Origin of the sequence: Bradyrhizobium cenepequi, assembly GCF_020329485.1 — a bacterium.
GTDB classification, from domain to species: Bacteria; Pseudomonadota; Alphaproteobacteria; order Rhizobiales; family Xanthobacteraceae; genus Bradyrhizobium; species Bradyrhizobium cenepequi.
On record NZ_JAGKJI010000002.1, the window covers coordinates 438,233 to 454,791 of the forward strand.

Consider the following 16,559-nt stretch of genomic DNA (forward strand, 5'->3'; position numbering starts at 1 on the left):
CTTGGTCAATGATATCCGGCGACGATAGGGATCAGGCGGCGGAGCGGGCCGCGAGCTTTTCGGCGAGGTAACGCGACAGCGCGTCGACCGTGGGATAGTCGTAGAAGTCGTCGGTCGAAAGCTCGAGGTCGAGCTTCTCCTCGAGTTCCATCATGACATAGACAACCATTGCCGAATCGAGCCCGAGCCGGTTGAATTTCGTGTCGGTTTTGATCCGGTCCTTGGTGATCCGCAGCACCTTCGCGAGCGAATTCACGCAAAAACCGGATATTTCTTCCTGTGTCATGGGAAATCCAGCGAAACAATTAGACACAATACGGCTGCAGCGGCCGTTGTCAATTTAGGCTCACGTAAGCGTGTCGATGACGATCGTCCACGTTCCGGACGTGAAGGACGGCGTGGCTTAGAGCGGACTTTCAGGAGAAAGCGAGAGGTTTGCGCGGAGATCGGGCGCAGGCACCGAAAGAAATCAGGTGCAGAAAGAAACAGAGCGCGATGACGAAGTCATCCCGCTCTGAGATGTCGACCAGTTCTGCGCTCGTCAGTCCTGGTACGTGAAGAACCCGCGCGGGCGCTGCTGATAGTAATAGCCTTGCGGCGCCGGCGCGTAGCGGTCGGAATTTTGCTGCGGCTGGCGATAGTAAGTCTGTGTATCGTAGACGCGGCGGCTGCGCGGCGCCGGATACATCTGCGAGGTGGAGCTGCCGTCAGCCGGATAGATGTAGCCGTCGTCGGCGCGGACCTGCGGCAGTTGCTGCTGCTGTTGCGGCGTGATCACGACAGGATCGCCAGCGGCGGCGGCGTCATATTGCCGATCGTACTGCTGCGGGGCGCGGCGGGCGACTGCAGTGTTGCCGCGCTTCGGATTGCGCGCGAGCGCCACCTGCGAGGAGCCAGTCAGCGTCACCGTGGCGTTGAGCACGCCTTGCTCCTGCACCAGCGCGTAGAGGGTGGCCGCATGTTCGCGCGACAATCGCACGCAGCCATGGGAAGCGGGGCTGCCGAGGCGGTTGACCGAGTCCGTGCCGTGGATCGCATGCCCGATCTTGGTGAAGAAGATCGAGTGTGGCATCGGCGCGTCGTCAAATTCCTTGGAGAAGTGGTCTTCCTCCATGCGGAAGGTGCGGAAACTGCCGCTTGGCGTCTCGTAGGAGGGGATGCCGGTCGAGACCGGCCAATGATACCGCTCGACGCCGTCGACCGCGACGGTCATCTGCTGATTGTCCTTGTCGACGGTGATGGCGACTTTGGCTTGTGCGGCGCCGGCAAATGCCAGCGTCAGGGCGGTGAAAGCAACGAGGAACGTACGCATCTTACTTGGGCCCTCCAGGCCTTACATTGCAGCGCCGTGGCTCTCCGTCCCCGACATCCAATATGCCTGGAATCCGGCTCAGGTTCCAGTAGCCCGCCTATGCATCGTTAATACAACGAACGGCGCAAGCAAGGCGCGATCGAAGGAATCGGGTGCCAGGTTGCTGACTTTTTCGCGAGTTGTGAACGCGTGACTCGAATTCGTCACAGACGCGCAACCATTTGGCCGCAAGGGCGTTTCACACTCCCGCCAGACGGTACGATTTGCCGTGCATTTTAGGATTTGCCATGAAGAAGACCAACGTCAAGACGGCGGCGGTGCTTCGCGCCACTCCGGCGCGGCTCGTGCTTGCGGCCGCCGCCATCATCCTCGCATTGCTTGCAATGCCCCATCTCGGACACGCTCAAGGCATCGTGCGCGGCGCGCAGCAGGGGTCCCATGAGGGCAATCGGATCGCCGGTCCGGTCGGCGGCGTGGTCGGTGGTGCCGTCGGCGCCGGCGTCGGCGGCGCCGTGGGTGCGGTCAATGGCGTGCTCGGCCTGCCCAATCGCGGCTGGCATCGTGGCCATCGCTGCCGCGGCTACTACACGCGCTCAGGTCGTTTCCGCTGCTATCGCTGACGCCGTGAGGAGAGTCGTAGGGCGCGCGTGAGCGCGAGCCGGGTACCTCGCGCCGCGATCTCTGGATTCCGGGTTCATGCTTCGCATGCCCCGGAATGACGGCCAGGCAATCAATGCTTGAGCCGATAACCTGTCCTGAAGATCCACCAGACGATCGCCATGCAGATGGCGAGGAAGCCCAGGGTCGTACCGAGGCTCAGGCCGACGCTGACGTCGGCGATCTCGGAGAAACTCCAGCGGAAGCCGGAGATCAGGTAGACCACCGGGTTGAGCAGGGCGATGGTGTGCCAGGCCGGGGGCAGCATGTTTACGGAATAGAAGCTGCCGCCGAGGAACGTCAGCGGCGTCACCACCAGCATCGGGATCATCTGCAGCTTCTCGAATCCATCGGCCCAGATGCCGATGATGAAGCCGAACAGGCTGAAGGTGACGGCAGTCAGCACCAGGAAGGTCAGCATCCAGATCGGATGATTGATGTGCAGCGGCACGAACAATCCAGCCGTCGCCAGGATGATGAGCCCCAAGATTATCGATTTGGTCGCGGCCGCCCCGACATAGCCGATAACGATCTCGAAATAGGAGAGCGGCGCCGACAGGATTTCATAGATCGTGCCGACGAATTTCGGGAAATAGATGCCGAAGGATGCATTGGTGATGCTTTGCGTGAGCACCGACAGCATCACCAGCCCCGGCACGATGAAGGTGCCGTAGCTGACGCCCTCGACTTCCGTGATGCGCGAGCCGATCGCAGCCCCGAACACCACGAAGTAAAGCGAGGTCGACACGACAGGCGAGACGATGCTCTGCAACAGAGTGCGCCAGGTGCGCGCCATTTCGAACAAATAGATTGCGCGGATCGCTCGATAGTTCATGGCGCCCTCACTAGCGCTCTGATTTCGAAGTTCGCACGCGTTCGCGGAGCCTCCGATGCGAACTTCGAAATCAGAGGAGCGGTAGCAAATCTATGATTCTGGTACGGCATTAAGTTTGAAGTTCCTATGACGAGGGTGCGGCAAACTCTGATAGGAACTTCAAACTTGCCGCACCAGGCTGACGAAGATATCTTCGAGCGAAGACTGGCTGGTCTCGAGGTCGGAGAAACGAATTCCGGCATTGCGGAGATCGCCGAGCAGGCTGGTGATGCCGGTGCGTTCGCCCGCGGTGCTGTAATCATAGATCAGCTCGGTGCCGCCTTCGGACAGCATGAGATGATAGGGCGCAAGCGCCGGTGGGATGGCGTCGATCTGATGTGCCAGATGCAGCTTGAGCTGCTTCCTGCCGAGCTTTGACATCAGCTTGGCCTTGTCCTCGACCAGGATGATCTCGCCCTTGTTGATGACGCCGATGCGGTCGGCCATCTCCTCGGCCTCTTCGATGTAATGCGTGGTCAGGATGATGGTGACGCCGGCATCCCGCAGCGTCCGAACCACCTCCCACATGCCCTTGCGTAGCTCGACATCGACGCCAGCGGTTGGCTCGTCCAGGAACAGTATCTGCGGCTCGTGCGACAGCGCTTTCGCAATCATCACACGCCGCTTCATGCCGCCCGACAGCGTGATGATCTTGGAATCCTTCTTCTCCCACAGTGAGAGATCCTTCAGCACCTTCTCGATATGAGCGGGGTTTTTCGGTTTGCCGAACAGGCCGCGGCTGAAGCTCACGGTCGCCCACACCGTCTCGAAGGCATCGGTATGCAGTTCCTGCGGCACGAGGCCGATCAGCGAACGTGCGGGGCGGTAGGACTTGATGATGTCATAGCCGTCGACCGAGACGCTGCCTTCACTCGGATTGGCAATGCCGCAGATGATGCTGATCAGCGTCGTCTTGCCGGCGCCGTTCGGCCCGAGCAGCGCAAAAATCTCGCCGCGCCGGATATCAAGGTTGATGTTCTTCAGCGCCTTGAAGCCGGAGCCATAGATCTTTGAAAGATTGGAAACGGAAATGATCGGCGACATGGGCTGATGGTGACGGACTGAGCAGGAAATGTGGCAAGGGGTGACGCGACGCTTGGCCGCGCGAGAGGAGGGGCGGCCACTACATAGGTACGCTTGGCGGGTTCTGCAATCCGTCGAAACGACGATCGGTTCACTCCGCCGCGTGAGCGCGCGCGGGCAATTCAATCAGAGCAACCATATAGGTCCTGATGTCGCTCGCGACCTCCGGATCGGCCTTCAGCTCGGTTAATGTTCGCGGACGCGGCAATGGCTTGCCGTCGCTTTCAAGACCTTCCGCATATAGCTGCAAGGCCTCCGGCGCATTGCGCAAGGCCTCATCGATATCATCGCCGCCGGAAGTGCAGCCGGGCAGGTCCGGAAACCAGACACCAATGCTGTGTTCAGGTCCGGCATCTTCAATAATCGCGACGTAGTGAGCCATGGCTAACCTCAATCGGGCTTCCAGCCTGCACCTTTATAGATAGCGCGCACCAAACCTTTTCCCAAATCTTTCTTCGGGTGCGGAATGACCAGCGTTTCGCTGGATATGGGATTCTTGAACACGTGGTGAGAACCGGTAACGCGAACAAGTATCCATCCTTCTCGCTCCAAGCGGCGTATAATCTCGCGCCTGTTGGTCAACATGAAACCTCTCCCTGGATCATGTAGACCTTAAAGCCTGTCCGCCAGCGTTAAGTGAGCGACCCCGCGGGCCCTCTCCTACACCCGCTCCACGAAACTATCGACCACCTTTTTCTCGCCGGCCTTCTCGAAGGCGATGGTGAGTTTGTTGCCGTCGATCTTCACCACATGGCCGTAGCCGAACTTCTGGTGGAACACGCGGTCATCAAGCGAGAATTCAGAAACGGTCCCGGTTGATTTCGCCACCAGTTCGCCCTCGATCACAACGGGTGCGCGCTTGTTCCGTCCGAAGCCGCCGAAGGGCGATTGCTGCTCATCGAATCCGCCGCGTGAGCCGCCGCGGTTCTGGTTGCGGGCGCGGTTGGCCTGGGCGCGCTGCCAGCCGGGTGTCGTGTAGCTCGAGCCGAAGGCTTCGACATTGTCGAAGCGCGAGGGGCCGTAGCCGCCGGCGCCGCCCCAGCCGGAGCCGCCCTTGGATTCCGTGATCTCGACATTATGCGCGGGCAGTTCGTCGAGGAAGCGCGAGGGGATCGTTGTCGACCAGGTGCCGTGGATACGGCGGTTGGTGGCGAAATAGATTTTTGCCCGGCGCCGGGCGCGGGTCAGCCCGACATGGGCGAGACGGCGCTCTTCCTCCAGCCCGGCGCGGCCCTGCTCGTCGAGCGTGCGCTGGCTTGGAAACAGGCCTTCCTCCCAGCCGGGCAGGAAGACGTTATCGAACTCCAATCCTTTGGCGGAATGCAGCGTCATCAGCGACACCGCTTCCTCGCCCGCTTCGCCGTCACGGTCCATCACCAGCGAGATATGCTCAAGAAAGCCTTGCAGGTTCTCGAACTCCTCCATCGAGCGAATGAGCTCTTTGAGGTTGTCGAGCCGGCCGGCGGCGTCCGCCGAGCGGTCCTTCTGCCACATCTCGGTGTAGCCGCTCTCATCGAGCACGATCTCGGCCAGCTCCGTATGCGCGGTGACGTCGCGCTGCGCCCGCCAGCGGTCGAACTGCAGCACGAGATCGCGCAAGCTCCCGCGCGCCTTCGGCTTCAATTCGTCGGTCTCGACCACGGCGCGCGCCGCCTCGAACAGGGGAATGCGGCGCTTGCGGGCGTGATCGTGCAACAACTGCACGGTGGCGTCGCCGAGCCCGCGCTTCGGCACGTTGATGATGCGCTCGAAGGCGAGATCGTCGGCCGGCGAATTGATCGTGCGGAGGTAAGCCAGCGCGTCGCGGATTTCGGCGCGCTCATAGAAGCGCGGACCGCCGATCACGCGATAGGGCAGGCCAAGCGTGACGAAGCGGTCTTCAAACTCACGCATCTGGAACGAGGCTCGCACCAGAATCGCGATCTCGTTCAAGTTCTCGCCGGCGCGCTGCAGATCCTCGATCTCCTCGCCGATCCCGCGCGCCTCCTCTTCCGAATCCCAGGAGCCGGTGACGGTGACCTTCTCGCCGTCCTCGTCCTCAGTGCGCAAGGTCTTGCCAAGCCGGTCTTCATTGTGCGCGATCAGATGCGAGGCGGCGGCAAGGATATGGCCGGTCGAGCGGTAGTTGCGCTCGAGGCGAATAACTTTCGCGCCGGGAAAATCGTGCTCGAAGCGCAGGATGTTGTCGACCTCGGCGCCGCGCCAGCCATAGATCGACTGATCGTCGTCGCCGACGCAGCAGATGTTCTTCGAAGGAACCTTCTCCCTCTCCCCGCTTGCGGGGAGAGGGGCTGCCTCTGCGAGCAACCCTGGCGGAGAGAGCCCCTCACCCGGATTGCTGTGCAATCCGACCTCTCCCCGCAGGCGGGGAGAGGTCGAAGTATGCGACGGCGCCTGCGCGAGCAGCCGTAGCCACAAGTACTGCGCGACATTGGTGTCCTGATATTCGTCGACCAGGATGAACTTGAAGCGGTTCTGATATTGCCTGAGCACATCCGGGTTCTCGCGGAACAGGCGGATGTTCTCGAGCAGGAGATCGCCGAAATCGGCGGCGTTGAGGATCTTCAGCCGTTCCTGATAGCTCGCGTAGAGCTTGCCGCCTTTGCCGTTGGCGAAGCTTGCGGCCTCGCCGGCCGGCACCTGCGACGGCGTCAGGCCGCGGTTCTTCCAGCTATCGATCAATCCGGCCAGCATCCGCGCCGGCCAACGCTTGTCGTCGATGTTCTCCGCCTGCAGCAGTTGCTTCAGCAGCCGCACCTGGTCGTCGACGTCGAGCACGGTGAAGTTCGACTTGAGCTGCACCAGCTCGGCGTGGATGCGCAGAATGCGGCCGGCGATCGAATGGAAGGTGCCGAGCCACGGCATGCCTTCGACGGCCTGGCCGAGCATCTGGCCGAGCCGCAGCTTCATCTCGCGCGCCGCCTTGTTGGTGAAGGTCACCGACAGGATCTCGTGCGGGCGCGCGCGGCCCTGGCTCAGGATATGGGCGATGCGGGTGGTGAGCACCCGCGTCTTGCCGGTGCCGGCGCCGGCCAGAACCAGCACCGGACCGTCGAGCGTCTCCACCGCCTCGCGCTGCTCGGGATTGAGCCCTGCGAGGTATTGCGGGCCGGCGGCGGCGCGGGCGCGCGCGGCGATGCCGCCAGCCTGCGGCTGGTGCTCGGGAACGGCCTGATGGGACAGCTTGCTCGGCTCAGTCATTGCGAATCGTTTGGCCCCCACGATGGCACCGTGGTGCGGTGAAGGGGAAGCCTTCTTAGCAGGGATTAGGGCCATATAGGGCCTCTTCCTGTGTTTTGACAGGCTTTATCCGCCTCTCGTGCCGCGCTGCCTGCCATGGCCAGCGTGCGATTTGTTCCTTCGAAAACCGCAAATTTCGCGATTTTCAGGCCCGGAACCTTCGTTTTGGGGGCGGATTGTTTTCTCAAGTCCGGCGCGATGATCAATCGTGCCAGTGGAAACGGAAAGCAAAGGGTTTGGCCATGTTAGGCTGGGTCGTGACGTTTTTGATCATCGCGTTGATCGCGGGCATTCTGGGCTTCGGCGGCATCGCCGGCGTCTCCATTGAAATCGCCAAGACGATCTTCTTCATCGCCATCATCCTGTTCCTGATCTCGGCAGTCGTGGGCTTGGTGCGCGGCCGCTCAAGGGTCTAGGCACCCGCGTTATCTCGAGGGCATCGCCACGTTGCGGCCGATGCCCTCAGGGCGCGGGACAGATGCGTGGATATCCGCGATCGCCTTGATGCGGGCGCGGATATCGGATGGAAATGGAGCGACCTTGCGCGAGTTCATGTCGATATGCAGTGACATGTTTTCGGAGGTGGCTGAGATCCAGCCTTCCGTCGCGTGGCGCAACTCTTCGAAGGTGTGCAGTCGCTTCTCGTCGGCGCCGAGCAGATAGACCGTCACCTGCAGGGGATCGCCGAGGTGGACCTCGCGCAAGTACCGCACGTGGCACTCGGCAGTAAAGGTCGAGCCGTGGCGCTCTTTCTTGTAGGCGGGACCGATGCCGAGCTGCAGCCAGATCTCGTCGATGGCGCGGTCGAACATCACGTTGTAATAGGCCATGTTGAGGTGGCCGTTATAATCTATCCATTGCGGTTCGATCTGCATCACCGAGGACAGGAACGGGGCTGAGGGCAGTTTTGCGTTCCTGGCGGCATTAACAGTCGTCATCATTCCATCCCTGCTAGTTCGATTAGCTCACTTGACCCGTTATATAACGTTTGCCACGGTCGGCTGAAGCCGGGAGGAAATTTCACGTGGCGACTACGATTTCGAGCAATTTGACGCGTCCGGAGCCGCAGGCCCTCAAGGGCGCGATCGACGCGTTGGCGGCGCGCTTCGGCAACCGCCTGATCACCTCGCAGGCGGTGCGCGAGCAGCATGCCCACACCACGACCTGGCTGCCGCCACAGCCGCCGGACGCGGTGGTGATGGCGCAGGAGACCGCCGACATCCAGGATGTGGTGCGGATTTGCGCCAAACACCGCGTTCCCGTGATCGCCTTCGGCACCGGCACCTCGCTGGAGGGGCAGGTGAACGCGCCGGCCGGGGGCATCTGCATTGATCTGCGCGACATGAACCGGGTGCTCGCCGTGCATGCCGAGGACCTCGACTGCGTGATCGAGCCTGGCGTCACGCGGAAGGCGCTCAACGAGCATCTGCGCGACCAGGGCCTGTTCTTCCCGATCGATCCCGGCGCCGATGCCTCGCTCGGCGGCATGACCGCGACGCGCGCTTCCGGCACCAACGCGGTGCGCTACGGCACCATGCGTGAGAACGTGCTGGCGCTGAAGGTCGTGCGCGGCGACGGCGAGATCATCACGACAGGCACGCGGGCGAAGAAATCCTCGGCCGGCTACGACCTGACGCATCTGTTCGTCGGTGCCGAGGGCACGCTCGGCATCATCTCCGAGCTCACGATCAAATTGCGCGGCATCCCCGAGACGATCGCGGCAGCCGCATGTTCCTTCGAGACCGTGCTGGGCGCCTGCCAGGCGACGATCCTGGCGATCCAGATGGGCATTCCCGTCGCCCGCATCGAACTGCTGAATGCGGCGCAGGTGAAGGCCTGCAATTCCTATTCAAAATTGTCGCTGCCAGAGACGCCGCTGTTGCTGCTCGAGTTCCACGGCAGCGAGGCCGAGGTCGCCGAGCAGTCGAAGAACTTCAAGGAGATCGCCTCCGAATGCGGCGGGCTCGGTTTCACCTGGACCACCAGGCCTGAGGACCGCACGAAACTCTGGCAGGCGCGGCATGACGCCTATTGGTCGGTGAAAGCGCTGCGGCCCGGCTCCGGCGTGGTCGCGACTGACGTCTGTGTGCCGATCTCGCGGCTCGCCGATTGCGTCACCGAAACCGAACAGGATCTGAAGCGGCTCAACCTGCTCTCGCCGATCGTCGGCCATGTCGGCGACGGCAATTTCCATTGCTCGCTGGTCTGCGACGTCGACGACGCCGAGGAGATGGCGCGCGGCGAGGAGTTCATGCATCGCCTCGTGGAGCGCGCGCAGGCGATGGGCGGCACCTGCACCGGCGAGCACGGTATCGGCCAGGGCAAGCAGAAATACCTCGAAGCCGAGCTTGGGCCGGAGGCGCTCGACGCCATGCGGGCACTGAAGAAGGCGTTCGATCCGCAGAACATCTTCAATCCCGGAAAGATCATTCCGGCCGCGTAGGAATATTGCTCAGCCGATATTCTGCAGCGCCGGAAACGTCTCCAGCAGCCATATGCTGACACTGGTGACGGCACCGGTCAGAAAGCCGATGCCGGTGATCACCATCAGCGCGCCCATGACATGCTCGACCGTTCGAAGATGCCGCTTCATCCGCAGGAACAGTGACGAGAACTGCTCGACCGCGAATGCTGCGAGCAGGAAGGGGATGCCGAGCCCGGCGGAATAGATCGCAAGCAGCGCCGCGCCTTTGGTTACCGTCGCTTCTGCCGCTGCGATCGAAAGGATCGCGGCGAGGATCGGGCCGATGCAGGGCGTCCAGCCGAAGGCAAAGGCGAGCCCCATCGCATAGGCGCCCCACAATCCGACAGGCTTGGGCATGCTCATCCGGCCCTCGCGCATCAATAGTCCGATCCGCGTCAGCCCGAGGAAGTGCAGCCCCATCACGATGATGACGATGCCGGCGACGATGGAAAGCTGCGCCGACCAGGCGCGAATCAGCCCGCCGATCAGGGACGCGCTGGCGCCGAGCGCCACGAACACGGTGGAGAAGCCGAGCACGAACATCAAGGCTGCCGCCATCACCGCGCGCTTGGATGCCTGTGCGCTCTCGTCATGGGCGACATGCTCAATCGTCGCGCCGGTCAGATACACCAGATAGGGCGGCACCAGCGGCAGCACGCAGGGCGACAGGAAACTGACGAGGCCGGCGATCAAGGCTGCCGGGATGGAGACATCGTGCATCAACTGACCTTCGAGAACGGCATCTGGTGGCAACCTATTGGCGTGGACGGCGACAAGTTTCCAGAGGTTTCATGCCTCAAAGCCCGCGAGGTCGGTCACAGGCCCGTGTCCGGGCAGTGTTCGCCAATCGTCTCCGCGCATTCAGCACTGCGGGATAAACGCTGGACAAGCCGGTCCCCTCTGGCTCAAACTTAATTCCCGCCACAAGCCTCGGCTGCGAGCCGGGAAAAACAAAAAACATGCGGACGCCTGCAGTCTAAAGACGGGCGCCGCAAAAGGAAACGATCGGGAGCATCACATGGCTATTTCACGCCGCAACGTGCTGTTGGGAAGCGCCGGCGCCTTGGGCGCCGCATCATTTTCATTCCCAAAGCCCGCCATTGCCCAGTCTGAGCCGATCAAGATCGGATGCCTCGCGGCGATCACCGGCCCGAGTTCCGCGCCGACCGTCGGTTTCAACCGTGGCATCAACTTTGCGGTGGAGAACCTCAACGCGGCCGGCGGCGTCAAGGGCCGCAAGATCGAGCTTGTCATGCGCGACACCCAGGGCGATCCGACCAAGGCGGTCAACGCGACGCAGGAATTGATCAGCCAGGCCAAGGTTCATGCCATCTGGGGGCCGTTCAATTCGGGCGAAGCGCTCGCCACCACGCCGATCATGGGCCGCGCCAAGATCCCGGACATCCATCCTTGCGTGGTCGAAAGCCTGATCGACACCAAGAAATATCCGAACGCTTTCCGCATGGCGCCTTCGAACAGCCAGTGGGATGATGCGGTGCGCAACTACTGCCTCAACGTTCTCAAGGTGAAGAAGGTCGCGGTCATCGGCGATACCACGGGCTATGGCGTCACCGCCGTCGGTGCCTCGGTGGCGGCGTTCAAGAAAGATGGCGCCGACGTCGTCTACCAGGCCAATATCGATGCGACCCAGCCCGACATGACGCCCGACATGCTGCGCGCCAAGAATGTCGGCTCCGAGGCCATCGTGGTCTGGAGCGTCACGACCGGCATGGAGGCGCGGATGTTCAACACCCGCGCCGCTATGGGCTGGGACGTGCCGTTCGTCGGCCATCCATCGCTGGCCTCGGGAGAACTCGCAGGTCTCGTCGAGAAGCCCGAGAACTGGAAGAAGGTCTATGCGATCGGTTACAAGAGCTGCAGCTACGATGCTTCCGGCAAGCTGCCGCCGAAGAGCGAGGAGCTGGTCGCGCGGCTGGCCAAGGCGAACGTCTCGCTCAACGACACGCTGTTGTGGTGGGTCGCAGGCGGCATCGATGCGATCGAATTGATCGCCAAGGCGGTTGCCGAGAGCGGCTCGACCGAGAGCGCAGGTATCGTCAAATACTGGAACACGCTGTCGAAATATCCCGGCTATTTCGGCACCTACACGTTCACGCCGACGCAGCATAACGGCTATCCGACCGAAGAGATCGTGATGTCGGAGGCCTCTACCGCCAAGAACGGCACGTTCGCGCTCGCGCCGGGCTATACATAGGCCGCCGGCAGAGGGTGCATCCGATGCTCACCTCGATCCTCGCTTCCGGTCTCGCGGCTGGCGCGATCTACGCGCTCGTCGGCGTCACCTATAACACGATGTTCTCGACCTCGCGGGTGATGAGCTTCACCGCAGGCCAGCTTGCCATGCTCGGCGGCGTGCTCGGCTCGATGTTCACGCTCAAGTTGGGCCTGCCCATCATCGTCGGCTTCGTCCTGACGCTGGCGGCGTGCGCGATCGTCGGCATCATCACCGAATTCGTTGCGGTGCGGCCGGTCCTGAAGAGCCTCGATCAGCATCTCTACGTGCTCTCGACGCTGGCACTGGCCTTGATGATCCAGCAGGTGGCGGCGATCAAATGGGGTACCGAGCCGCAGCCGTTCCCGCGCGTGATCGGGCTCGGCAGTGGCGTCTGGGACGAAAAGTTCTGGCTGCCGGTGGTTGCCTGCGCGGTGACGATCGTGGGCCTGGAGTATCTCTACCGCCGCACGCTGGTCGGCCGCGCCTTCGTTGCGATCGCGGAGGATAATTTCGCAGCACGTGCGCTCGGTCTTCCCGAGCGCAATCTGAGGATCGCAAGCTATGCGCTAGCCGGCGTGATCGGCGGCATCGCCGGTTTCTCCGGTGGCCAGCTCCTGCTGGCGTTCTTTGCCAATGGCGCGCTCTTGAACTTCTACGGCTTCGTGCCGGTGGCGCTCGGCGGCCTCGGTAACAACCGCGGCGCGATCGTCGGCGGGCTGGCGCTCGGCCTGTTCCAGCAGGCCGCGAACTTCCTGGTCGGGGGCATCTTCTCGTCGGTTGCGGTCTTCACGCTGTTCATCGTGGTCCTGCTGGCGGCGCCGCAAGGTCTGTTCGGCGGAACCACGGCGCGGAGGGTGTGATGACGGCTGTCACCGCGACGTCTGCTCAGGGCGAAAGCGGCGCATGGCGCGCCGCCTTGCCGCATATCGCGCCGTTCATCGGCATCCTCGCGCTCGCGATACTCTTGCCGTTCGTCAGCAACGATTACTGGGTGCTGATCGGCACGCGCATGGCGATCTACTGGGTGCTGGTTTCCGGCCTCAATCTCGTCGTCGGCTTCGCCGGCCATCTTGCGATCGGCTATGTCGCGCTATTGACGCTCGGCGCCTACACGACGAGCGTGCTGGTCGCCGGCAATGTCATGCCAGCCGTGCCGGTGTTGCTCGCGCTGCCAGTTGCCGGCTGTGTGGGTGCGCTGTTTGGCGTGATCGTCGGATTGCCGGCGCTGCGCCTGCGCACCTTCTATTTCGCGATGTCGACGCTGGGCTTTGCCACCATCGTGACGCAGATCGCGCTGGCCTGGCAGAGCGTGACCGGAGGCGGCATCGGGATCGCCGGTCCGGAATTCCCACCGCCGTTCGATACGCCGTGGGGCTTTTACGCACTCTGCGTCGGCTTCGCGGCGGTCGCCACCTGGATGAGCGCCAACATCGCCCGCAGCCGGTTCGGCCGCGCGCTGATCGCGGTGCGGGACGCCGAGGTGGCGGCGGAAGCGACCGGCATCTCCAAGCCAAGGATGCTGATCGCGATCTTCCTGTTCGCCGGCGCGCTGGCCGCGATCGCCGGCGGATTGTTCGCGACGCTGCAGACCTACATCACGCCCGACGCCTTCACCTTCGACCTGTCGGTCTTGTTCTTCATCGCCATTCTGATCGGCGGCCGCGGCTCGATCCTGGGGCCGATGCTCGGCACCATCATCCTGACCATCCTGCCAGAGATCGCCGCGCCGCTGGCGGCCTGGTCGACTTTCCTCTACGCCGTGCTGCTCCTGGTGATCGTGCTGGTGATGCCCGGCGGCATCGCCGCACTGCTCGATTTCCGCAACCGCCGTCCGCTTGCCAGCAACCGCGCCATCGTGCCGCGCCCGGCTGTTCTCGCCGACATTGTGCGCCGACGCAGTGGCGGCAAGCACTTGAAGCTGCGCGGCATCGCGTTGAGCTTCGGCAATGTGAAGGCGATCGACGGCCTCGACCTCGACGTGGCGCCCGGCGAAATCCACGGCCTGATCGGCCCGAACGGCAGTGGCAAGACCACGACGCTCAACGTCATCTCCGGCTATTACGCGGCCAAGGCCGGCACGATGACCCTGGGCGACGACGTGCTGCCGCCGGGCCAGCCGCCATTGCGCGCCGCTTGCGGCATCGCGCGCACCTTCCAGACCCCGCGCGTGATCGGCGAGGCCTCGGTGCTGCAGAACGTGATGATCGGCGGCGCGGTGGAGGGCAGGGCGACGTTCGTCGAAGCGATGCTGTCGGCGCCGCGCAATCGCCAGGATGAGCGGATGCTCGCTGCGAAGGCGCGGGCGCTGCTCGGCGTGGTCGGACTGGAGCAACTGGCAGATGTGCGCGCCGACCGCCTGCAGCACAGCGAACTCCGCTTCATCGAGATCGCGCGTGCGCTGATGCTCGATCCCGATGTCCTGCTGCTGGACGAGCCTGCGGCCGGCCTCTCCAATGACGAGATCGAGCGGCTGGCCTCCCTGATCAAGGCGATCAGCGCCCGCGGCACCGGTGTGCTCCTGGTGGAGCACCACGCCGATCTCATCTTCGACATCTGCCATCAGGTCACCGTGCTCAATCTCGGCCGCACGCTGGCGGCGGGCACGCCGGCCGAGATCCGCGTTCACAAGGAGGTGGTCAGTGCGTACCTCGGCGGCTGAACCTCTGCTCTCCGTGCGCGCGCTGGAGTCCGGCTACGGCAAGATCCGCGTCCTTCATGGCATCGATTTCCAGGTCGCCGCCGGCGAGGTGGTGGCGCTGCTCGGGCCCAACGGCGCCGGCAAGACCACGATGCTGCGCGCGTTATCCGGATTGCTGCCGGTGACTGCGGGACAGGTGCGCTTCGACGGCCGCGGCATGACCAACGCGACGCCGCGGGATGCCGCGCGGGCCGGCCTCGTCCATGTCATCGAGGGACATCGCGTGTTCACGCAGATCTCCGTCACCGACAATCTCTTGCTTGCCGGCTATGACGTGCCGCGCGCCGAGCGCGCGCAGCGCATTGAGGAAGCGCTGGCGTATTTTCCTGAAATCGCCGAAAAGCGTCACGAGCGCGGCGGCGCGCTGTCGGGTGGGCAGCAGCAGATGCTCACCGTCGCGCAAGGCCTCGTGCGTCGCCCGCGGCTGCTCATGCTCGATGAGCCGTCGGCGGGCCTGTCGCCGGTGCTCGTCGATCGCGTCCTCAACGTCATCGGCCGCTTGCGCGCGCAAGGCACCGCCGTATTGCTGGTCGAGCAATTGCTGGAGAAGGCGCTGGCCACGGCTGACCGCGTCTACGCCCTGGTGCAGGGGAATATCGTGCTGGAAGCCTCGACCGAGGAAAGCAATCTGGCGCAGCGGCTGGAGCGCGCCTATTTCGGCCATGAGAGCCACGCGCTGGTGACGCCTTGATGCGGCTTCCCTTCTTCTACGGATGGATCATCATCGCGGTGACCTTCGTCACCATGGCGATCGGCGTCAATGCGCGCACCGCGTTTTCGCTATTCTATCCGCCGATCCTCAGTGAGTTCGGCTGGGACCGCGGGGTGACCGCGGGCGCGTTTTCATTCGGCTTCGTGGCCTCAGGCGTCGCCAGTCCGCTGATCGGCCGCCTGATGGACCGCTCCGGCCCGCGCGCGGTGATGGAACTCGGCGTCGTGCTGATGGGCGCAGGATTCCTGCTGGCGCCGCTGACGACGCAGCCCTGGCATCTCTATCTCAGCATCGGCGTGCTCGTTGGCGCGGGCAGTGTCTGCCTCGGCTATTCCGGTCAATCGTTTTTCTTGCCGAACTGGTTCATCCGTCGTCGCGGTCTCGCGATCGGCATTGCCTTCGCCGGCGTCGGCATCGGCTCGGTGACCTTGCTGCCGTGGGTGCAGCACATGATCGAGCAGACCGGCTGGCGCACCGCCTGCACCGCGATCGGGATCCTGGTGCTGGTTGTGCTCGCGCCGATCAATCTGTTGTTGCGAAAACGCCCCGAAGATATCGGCCTGCTGCCGGACGGCGATGCCGCGCCGACCGCCGCCTCGGCAAAGCCGGTGTCGAACATCGTCGATCCCGTCTGGGCCGGCACCGACTGGACGCTGCCGCTCGCGCTCCGCACCGCGCGATTCTGGTGGATCGCGCTCGGCTATTTCTGCGGTCTCTACATCTGGTACGCCGTGCAGGTGCACCAGACCAAGTTTCTGCTCGACATCGGCTTCAGCCCGAATGTCGCGGTGTGGTCGCTCGGCGTCGTCAGCCTGCTCGGCATTCCCGGCCAGATCTGGCTCGGCCATCTCTCCGACCGGATCGGACGCGAAGCGGTGTGGGCGATCAGTTGCGCGGGCTTTGCGATCTGTTTTGCGTGCCTGATGGCGCTGAAATATGCGCCACTGTTGCCGCTGGTCTATATGATGGTGTTCACGCAGGGCGCGCTCGGCTACGGCCTGACCTCGGTGATGGGGCCGGTCGTGGTCGAGATCTTCCAGGGCAGGCATTACGGCAGCATCTTCGGCACCATCATGCTGGCCGCGCTCGGGGGTGGTGCCGCGGGCCCCTGGGCGACTGGGCTGTTATATGACTTCACAGGCAGCTACACGGTGGCCTTTGCGATCAGTATTGCCGTGAGCGCCTTGTCTGCCTTCGCGATCTGGCAGGCCTCGCCCGGAAAAGTCCGCGCGGTGGCGGGGCGTTTGCCGCAATTGCGGGCGAGTGCCGGCGGGTAGCTTCAC

General features: G+C 63.4%; 17 protein-coding genes. 8 read left to right on the top strand and 9 right to left on the bottom strand.

Annotated features, from left to right (window positions below; genetic code table 11):
* Positions 1–31: 31 nt before the first annotated feature.
* Both J6497_RS05300 and J6497_RS05305 read right to left on the bottom strand, forming a co-directional pair.
* Positions 32–286, bottom strand: coding sequence for an acyl carrier protein (locus J6497_RS05300; protein WP_225703165.1), 255 nt, complete (start codon positions 284–286; stop codon positions 32–34).
* Positions 287–541: 255 nt separating this feature from the next.
* Positions 542–1,312 carry a L,D-transpeptidase gene (locus J6497_RS05305; RefSeq protein WP_225703166.1) on the bottom strand — a complete coding sequence of 257 codons (771 nt, stop codon included), beginning with the start codon at positions 1,310–1,312 and terminating at the stop codon, positions 542–544.
* A 287-nt stretch (positions 1,313–1,599) separates the two neighbouring features.
* Here J6497_RS05305 and J6497_RS05310 point away from each other — a divergent pair, with 287 nt between their 5' ends.
* Entirely contained in the window at positions 1,600–1,932 is a 333-nt protein-coding gene (locus J6497_RS05310) for a hypothetical protein (protein WP_225703167.1), read from the top strand.
* Between the two features lie 110 nt (positions 1,933–2,042).
* Here J6497_RS05310 and J6497_RS05315 read toward each other — a convergent pair whose 3' ends face one another.
* From J6497_RS05315 to J6497_RS05335, 5 genes are all read right to left on the bottom strand, one after another.
* Positions 2,043–2,804 (bottom strand): ABC transporter permease, encoded by a 762-nt coding sequence (locus J6497_RS05315; RefSeq protein WP_225703168.1) that lies wholly within the window; start codon positions 2,802–2,804, stop codon positions 2,043–2,045.
* Between the two features lie 159 nt (positions 2,805–2,963).
* The gene (locus tag J6497_RS05320) at positions 2,964–3,887 is read right to left on the bottom strand and encodes an ABC transporter ATP-binding protein (protein ID WP_225703169.1); all 924 of its coding nucleotides are present in this window, start codon (positions 3,885–3,887) and stop codon (positions 2,964–2,966) included.
* A gap of 130 nt (positions 3,888–4,017) precedes the next feature.
* Positions 4,018–4,308: a type II toxin-antitoxin system HicB family antitoxin gene (locus J6497_RS05325; protein ID WP_225703170.1), complete on the bottom strand. Its 291-nt coding sequence runs from the start codon at positions 4,306–4,308 to the stop codon at positions 4,018–4,020.
* A gap of 8 nt (positions 4,309–4,316) precedes the next feature.
* On the bottom strand, positions 4,317–4,511 hold the full coding sequence (locus J6497_RS05330; RefSeq protein WP_225703171.1) for a type II toxin-antitoxin system HicA family toxin: 195 nt from the start codon (positions 4,509–4,511) through the stop codon (positions 4,317–4,319).
* Between the two features lie 75 nt (positions 4,512–4,586).
* Entirely contained in the window at positions 4,587–7,127 is a 2,541-nt protein-coding gene (locus J6497_RS05335) for an ATP-dependent helicase (RefSeq protein ID WP_225703172.1), read from the bottom strand.
* 281 nt (positions 7,128–7,408) lie between these two features.
* On the opposite strand from J6497_RS05335, the gene J6497_RS05340 reads away from it, so the two are divergent.
* Positions 7,409–7,582 carry a DUF1328 domain-containing protein gene (locus J6497_RS05340; RefSeq protein ID WP_225703235.1) on the top strand — a complete coding sequence of 58 codons (174 nt, stop codon included), beginning with the start codon at positions 7,409–7,411 and terminating at the stop codon, positions 7,580–7,582.
* Between the two features lie 9 nt (positions 7,583–7,591).
* Here J6497_RS05340 and J6497_RS05345 read toward each other — a convergent pair whose 3' ends face one another.
* A complete protein-coding gene (locus J6497_RS05345) occupies positions 7,592–8,107 on the bottom strand; it encodes a thioesterase family protein (protein WP_225703173.1) in 516 nt (171 codons plus the stop codon).
* Positions 8,108–8,190: 83 nt separating this feature from the next.
* Between J6497_RS05345 and J6497_RS05350 the strand changes: the two genes are divergently transcribed.
* Complete coding sequence (locus J6497_RS05350; RefSeq protein WP_225703174.1) at positions 8,191–9,609, top strand: FAD-binding oxidoreductase; 1,419 nt, start codon at positions 8,191–8,193, stop codon at positions 9,607–9,609.
* A gap of 9 nt (positions 9,610–9,618) precedes the next feature.
* On the opposite strand, the gene J6497_RS05355 is transcribed toward J6497_RS05350, so the two are convergent.
* Positions 9,619–10,350: a cytochrome c biogenesis CcdA family protein gene (locus tag J6497_RS05355; RefSeq protein ID WP_225703175.1), complete on the bottom strand. Its 732-nt coding sequence runs from the start codon at positions 10,348–10,350 to the stop codon at positions 9,619–9,621.
* Between the two features lie 298 nt (positions 10,351–10,648).
* Here J6497_RS05355 and J6497_RS05360 point away from each other — a divergent pair, with 298 nt between their 5' ends.
* From J6497_RS05360 to J6497_RS05380, 5 genes are read left to right on the top strand one after another with little or no spacing between them, the layout of a single operon-like run.
* Positions 10,649–11,845 carry an ABC transporter substrate-binding protein gene (locus J6497_RS05360; protein ID WP_225703176.1) on the top strand — a complete coding sequence of 399 codons (1,197 nt, stop codon included), beginning with the start codon at positions 10,649–10,651 and terminating at the stop codon, positions 11,843–11,845.
* 23 nt (positions 11,846–11,868) lie between these two features.
* On the top strand, positions 11,869–12,726 hold the full coding sequence (locus J6497_RS05365) for a branched-chain amino acid ABC transporter permease (protein ID WP_225703177.1): 858 nt from the start codon (positions 11,869–11,871) through the stop codon (positions 12,724–12,726).
* Complete coding sequence (locus tag J6497_RS05370; protein ID WP_225703178.1) at positions 12,726–14,525, top strand: branched-chain amino acid ABC transporter ATP-binding protein/permease; 1,800 nt, start codon at positions 12,726–12,728, stop codon at positions 14,523–14,525. Before J6497_RS05365 ends, J6497_RS05370 begins: the two co-directional genes overlap by 1 nt.
* A complete protein-coding gene (locus J6497_RS05375; RefSeq protein ID WP_225703179.1) occupies positions 14,506–15,255 on the top strand; it encodes an ABC transporter ATP-binding protein in 750 nt (249 codons plus the stop codon). The genes J6497_RS05370 and J6497_RS05375 overlap by 20 nt, the downstream gene beginning before the upstream one ends.
* Positions 15,255–16,553, top strand: coding sequence for an MFS transporter (locus J6497_RS05380; protein WP_225703180.1), 1,299 nt, complete (start codon positions 15,255–15,257; stop codon positions 16,551–16,553). Before J6497_RS05375 ends, J6497_RS05380 begins: the two co-directional genes overlap by 1 nt.
* Positions 16,554–16,559: the final 6 nt, after the last annotated feature.

What these genes read in the sequence shown, in the direction of transcription:
- J6497_RS05315 (WP_225703168.1), bottom strand. Translation starts at nt 2,804, where the DNA reads ATGAACTATCGAGCGATCCGCGCAATCTATTTGTTCGAAATGGCGCGC.
- J6497_RS05370 (WP_225703178.1), top strand. Translation starts at nt 12,726, where the DNA reads ATGACGGCTGTCACCGCGACGTCTGCTCAGGGCGAAAGCGGCGCATGG.
- J6497_RS05360 (WP_225703176.1), top strand. Translation starts at nt 10,649, where the DNA reads ATGGCTATTTCACGCCGCAACGTGCTGTTGGGAAGCGCCGGCGCCTTG.
- J6497_RS05325 (WP_225703170.1), bottom strand. Translation starts at nt 4,308, where the DNA reads ATGGCTCACTACGTCGCGATTATTGAAGATGCCGGACCTGAACACAGC.
- J6497_RS05380 (WP_225703180.1), top strand. Translation starts at nt 15,255, where the DNA reads ATGCGGCTTCCCTTCTTCTACGGATGGATCATCATCGCGGTGACCTTC.
- J6497_RS05300 (WP_225703165.1), bottom strand. Translation starts at nt 286, where the DNA reads ATGACACAGGAAGAAATATCCGGTTTTTGCGTGAATTCGCTCGCGAAG.
- J6497_RS05345 (WP_225703173.1), bottom strand. Translation starts at nt 8,107, where the DNA reads ATGATGACGACTGTTAATGCCGCCAGGAACGCAAAACTGCCCTCAGCC.
- J6497_RS05340 (WP_225703235.1), top strand. Translation starts at nt 7,409, where the DNA reads ATGTTAGGCTGGGTCGTGACGTTTTTGATCATCGCGTTGATCGCGGGC.
- J6497_RS05365 (WP_225703177.1), top strand. Translation starts at nt 11,869, where the DNA reads ATGCTCACCTCGATCCTCGCTTCCGGTCTCGCGGCTGGCGCGATCTAC.
- J6497_RS05355 (WP_225703175.1), bottom strand. Translation starts at nt 10,350, where the DNA reads ATGCACGATGTCTCCATCCCGGCAGCCTTGATCGCCGGCCTCGTCAGT.
- J6497_RS05330 (WP_225703171.1), bottom strand. Translation starts at nt 4,511, where the DNA reads ATGTTGACCAACAGGCGCGAGATTATACGCCGCTTGGAGCGAGAAGGA.
- J6497_RS05320 (WP_225703169.1), bottom strand. Translation starts at nt 3,887, where the DNA reads ATGTCGCCGATCATTTCCGTTTCCAATCTTTCAAAGATCTATGGCTCC.
- J6497_RS05335 (WP_225703172.1), bottom strand. Translation starts at nt 7,127, where the DNA reads ATGACTGAGCCGAGCAAGCTGTCCCATCAGGCCGTTCCCGAGCACCAG.
- J6497_RS05310 (WP_225703167.1), top strand. Translation starts at nt 1,600, where the DNA reads ATGAAGAAGACCAACGTCAAGACGGCGGCGGTGCTTCGCGCCACTCCG.
- J6497_RS05305 (WP_225703166.1), bottom strand. Translation starts at nt 1,312, where the DNA reads ATGCGTACGTTCCTCGTTGCTTTCACCGCCCTGACGCTGGCATTTGCC.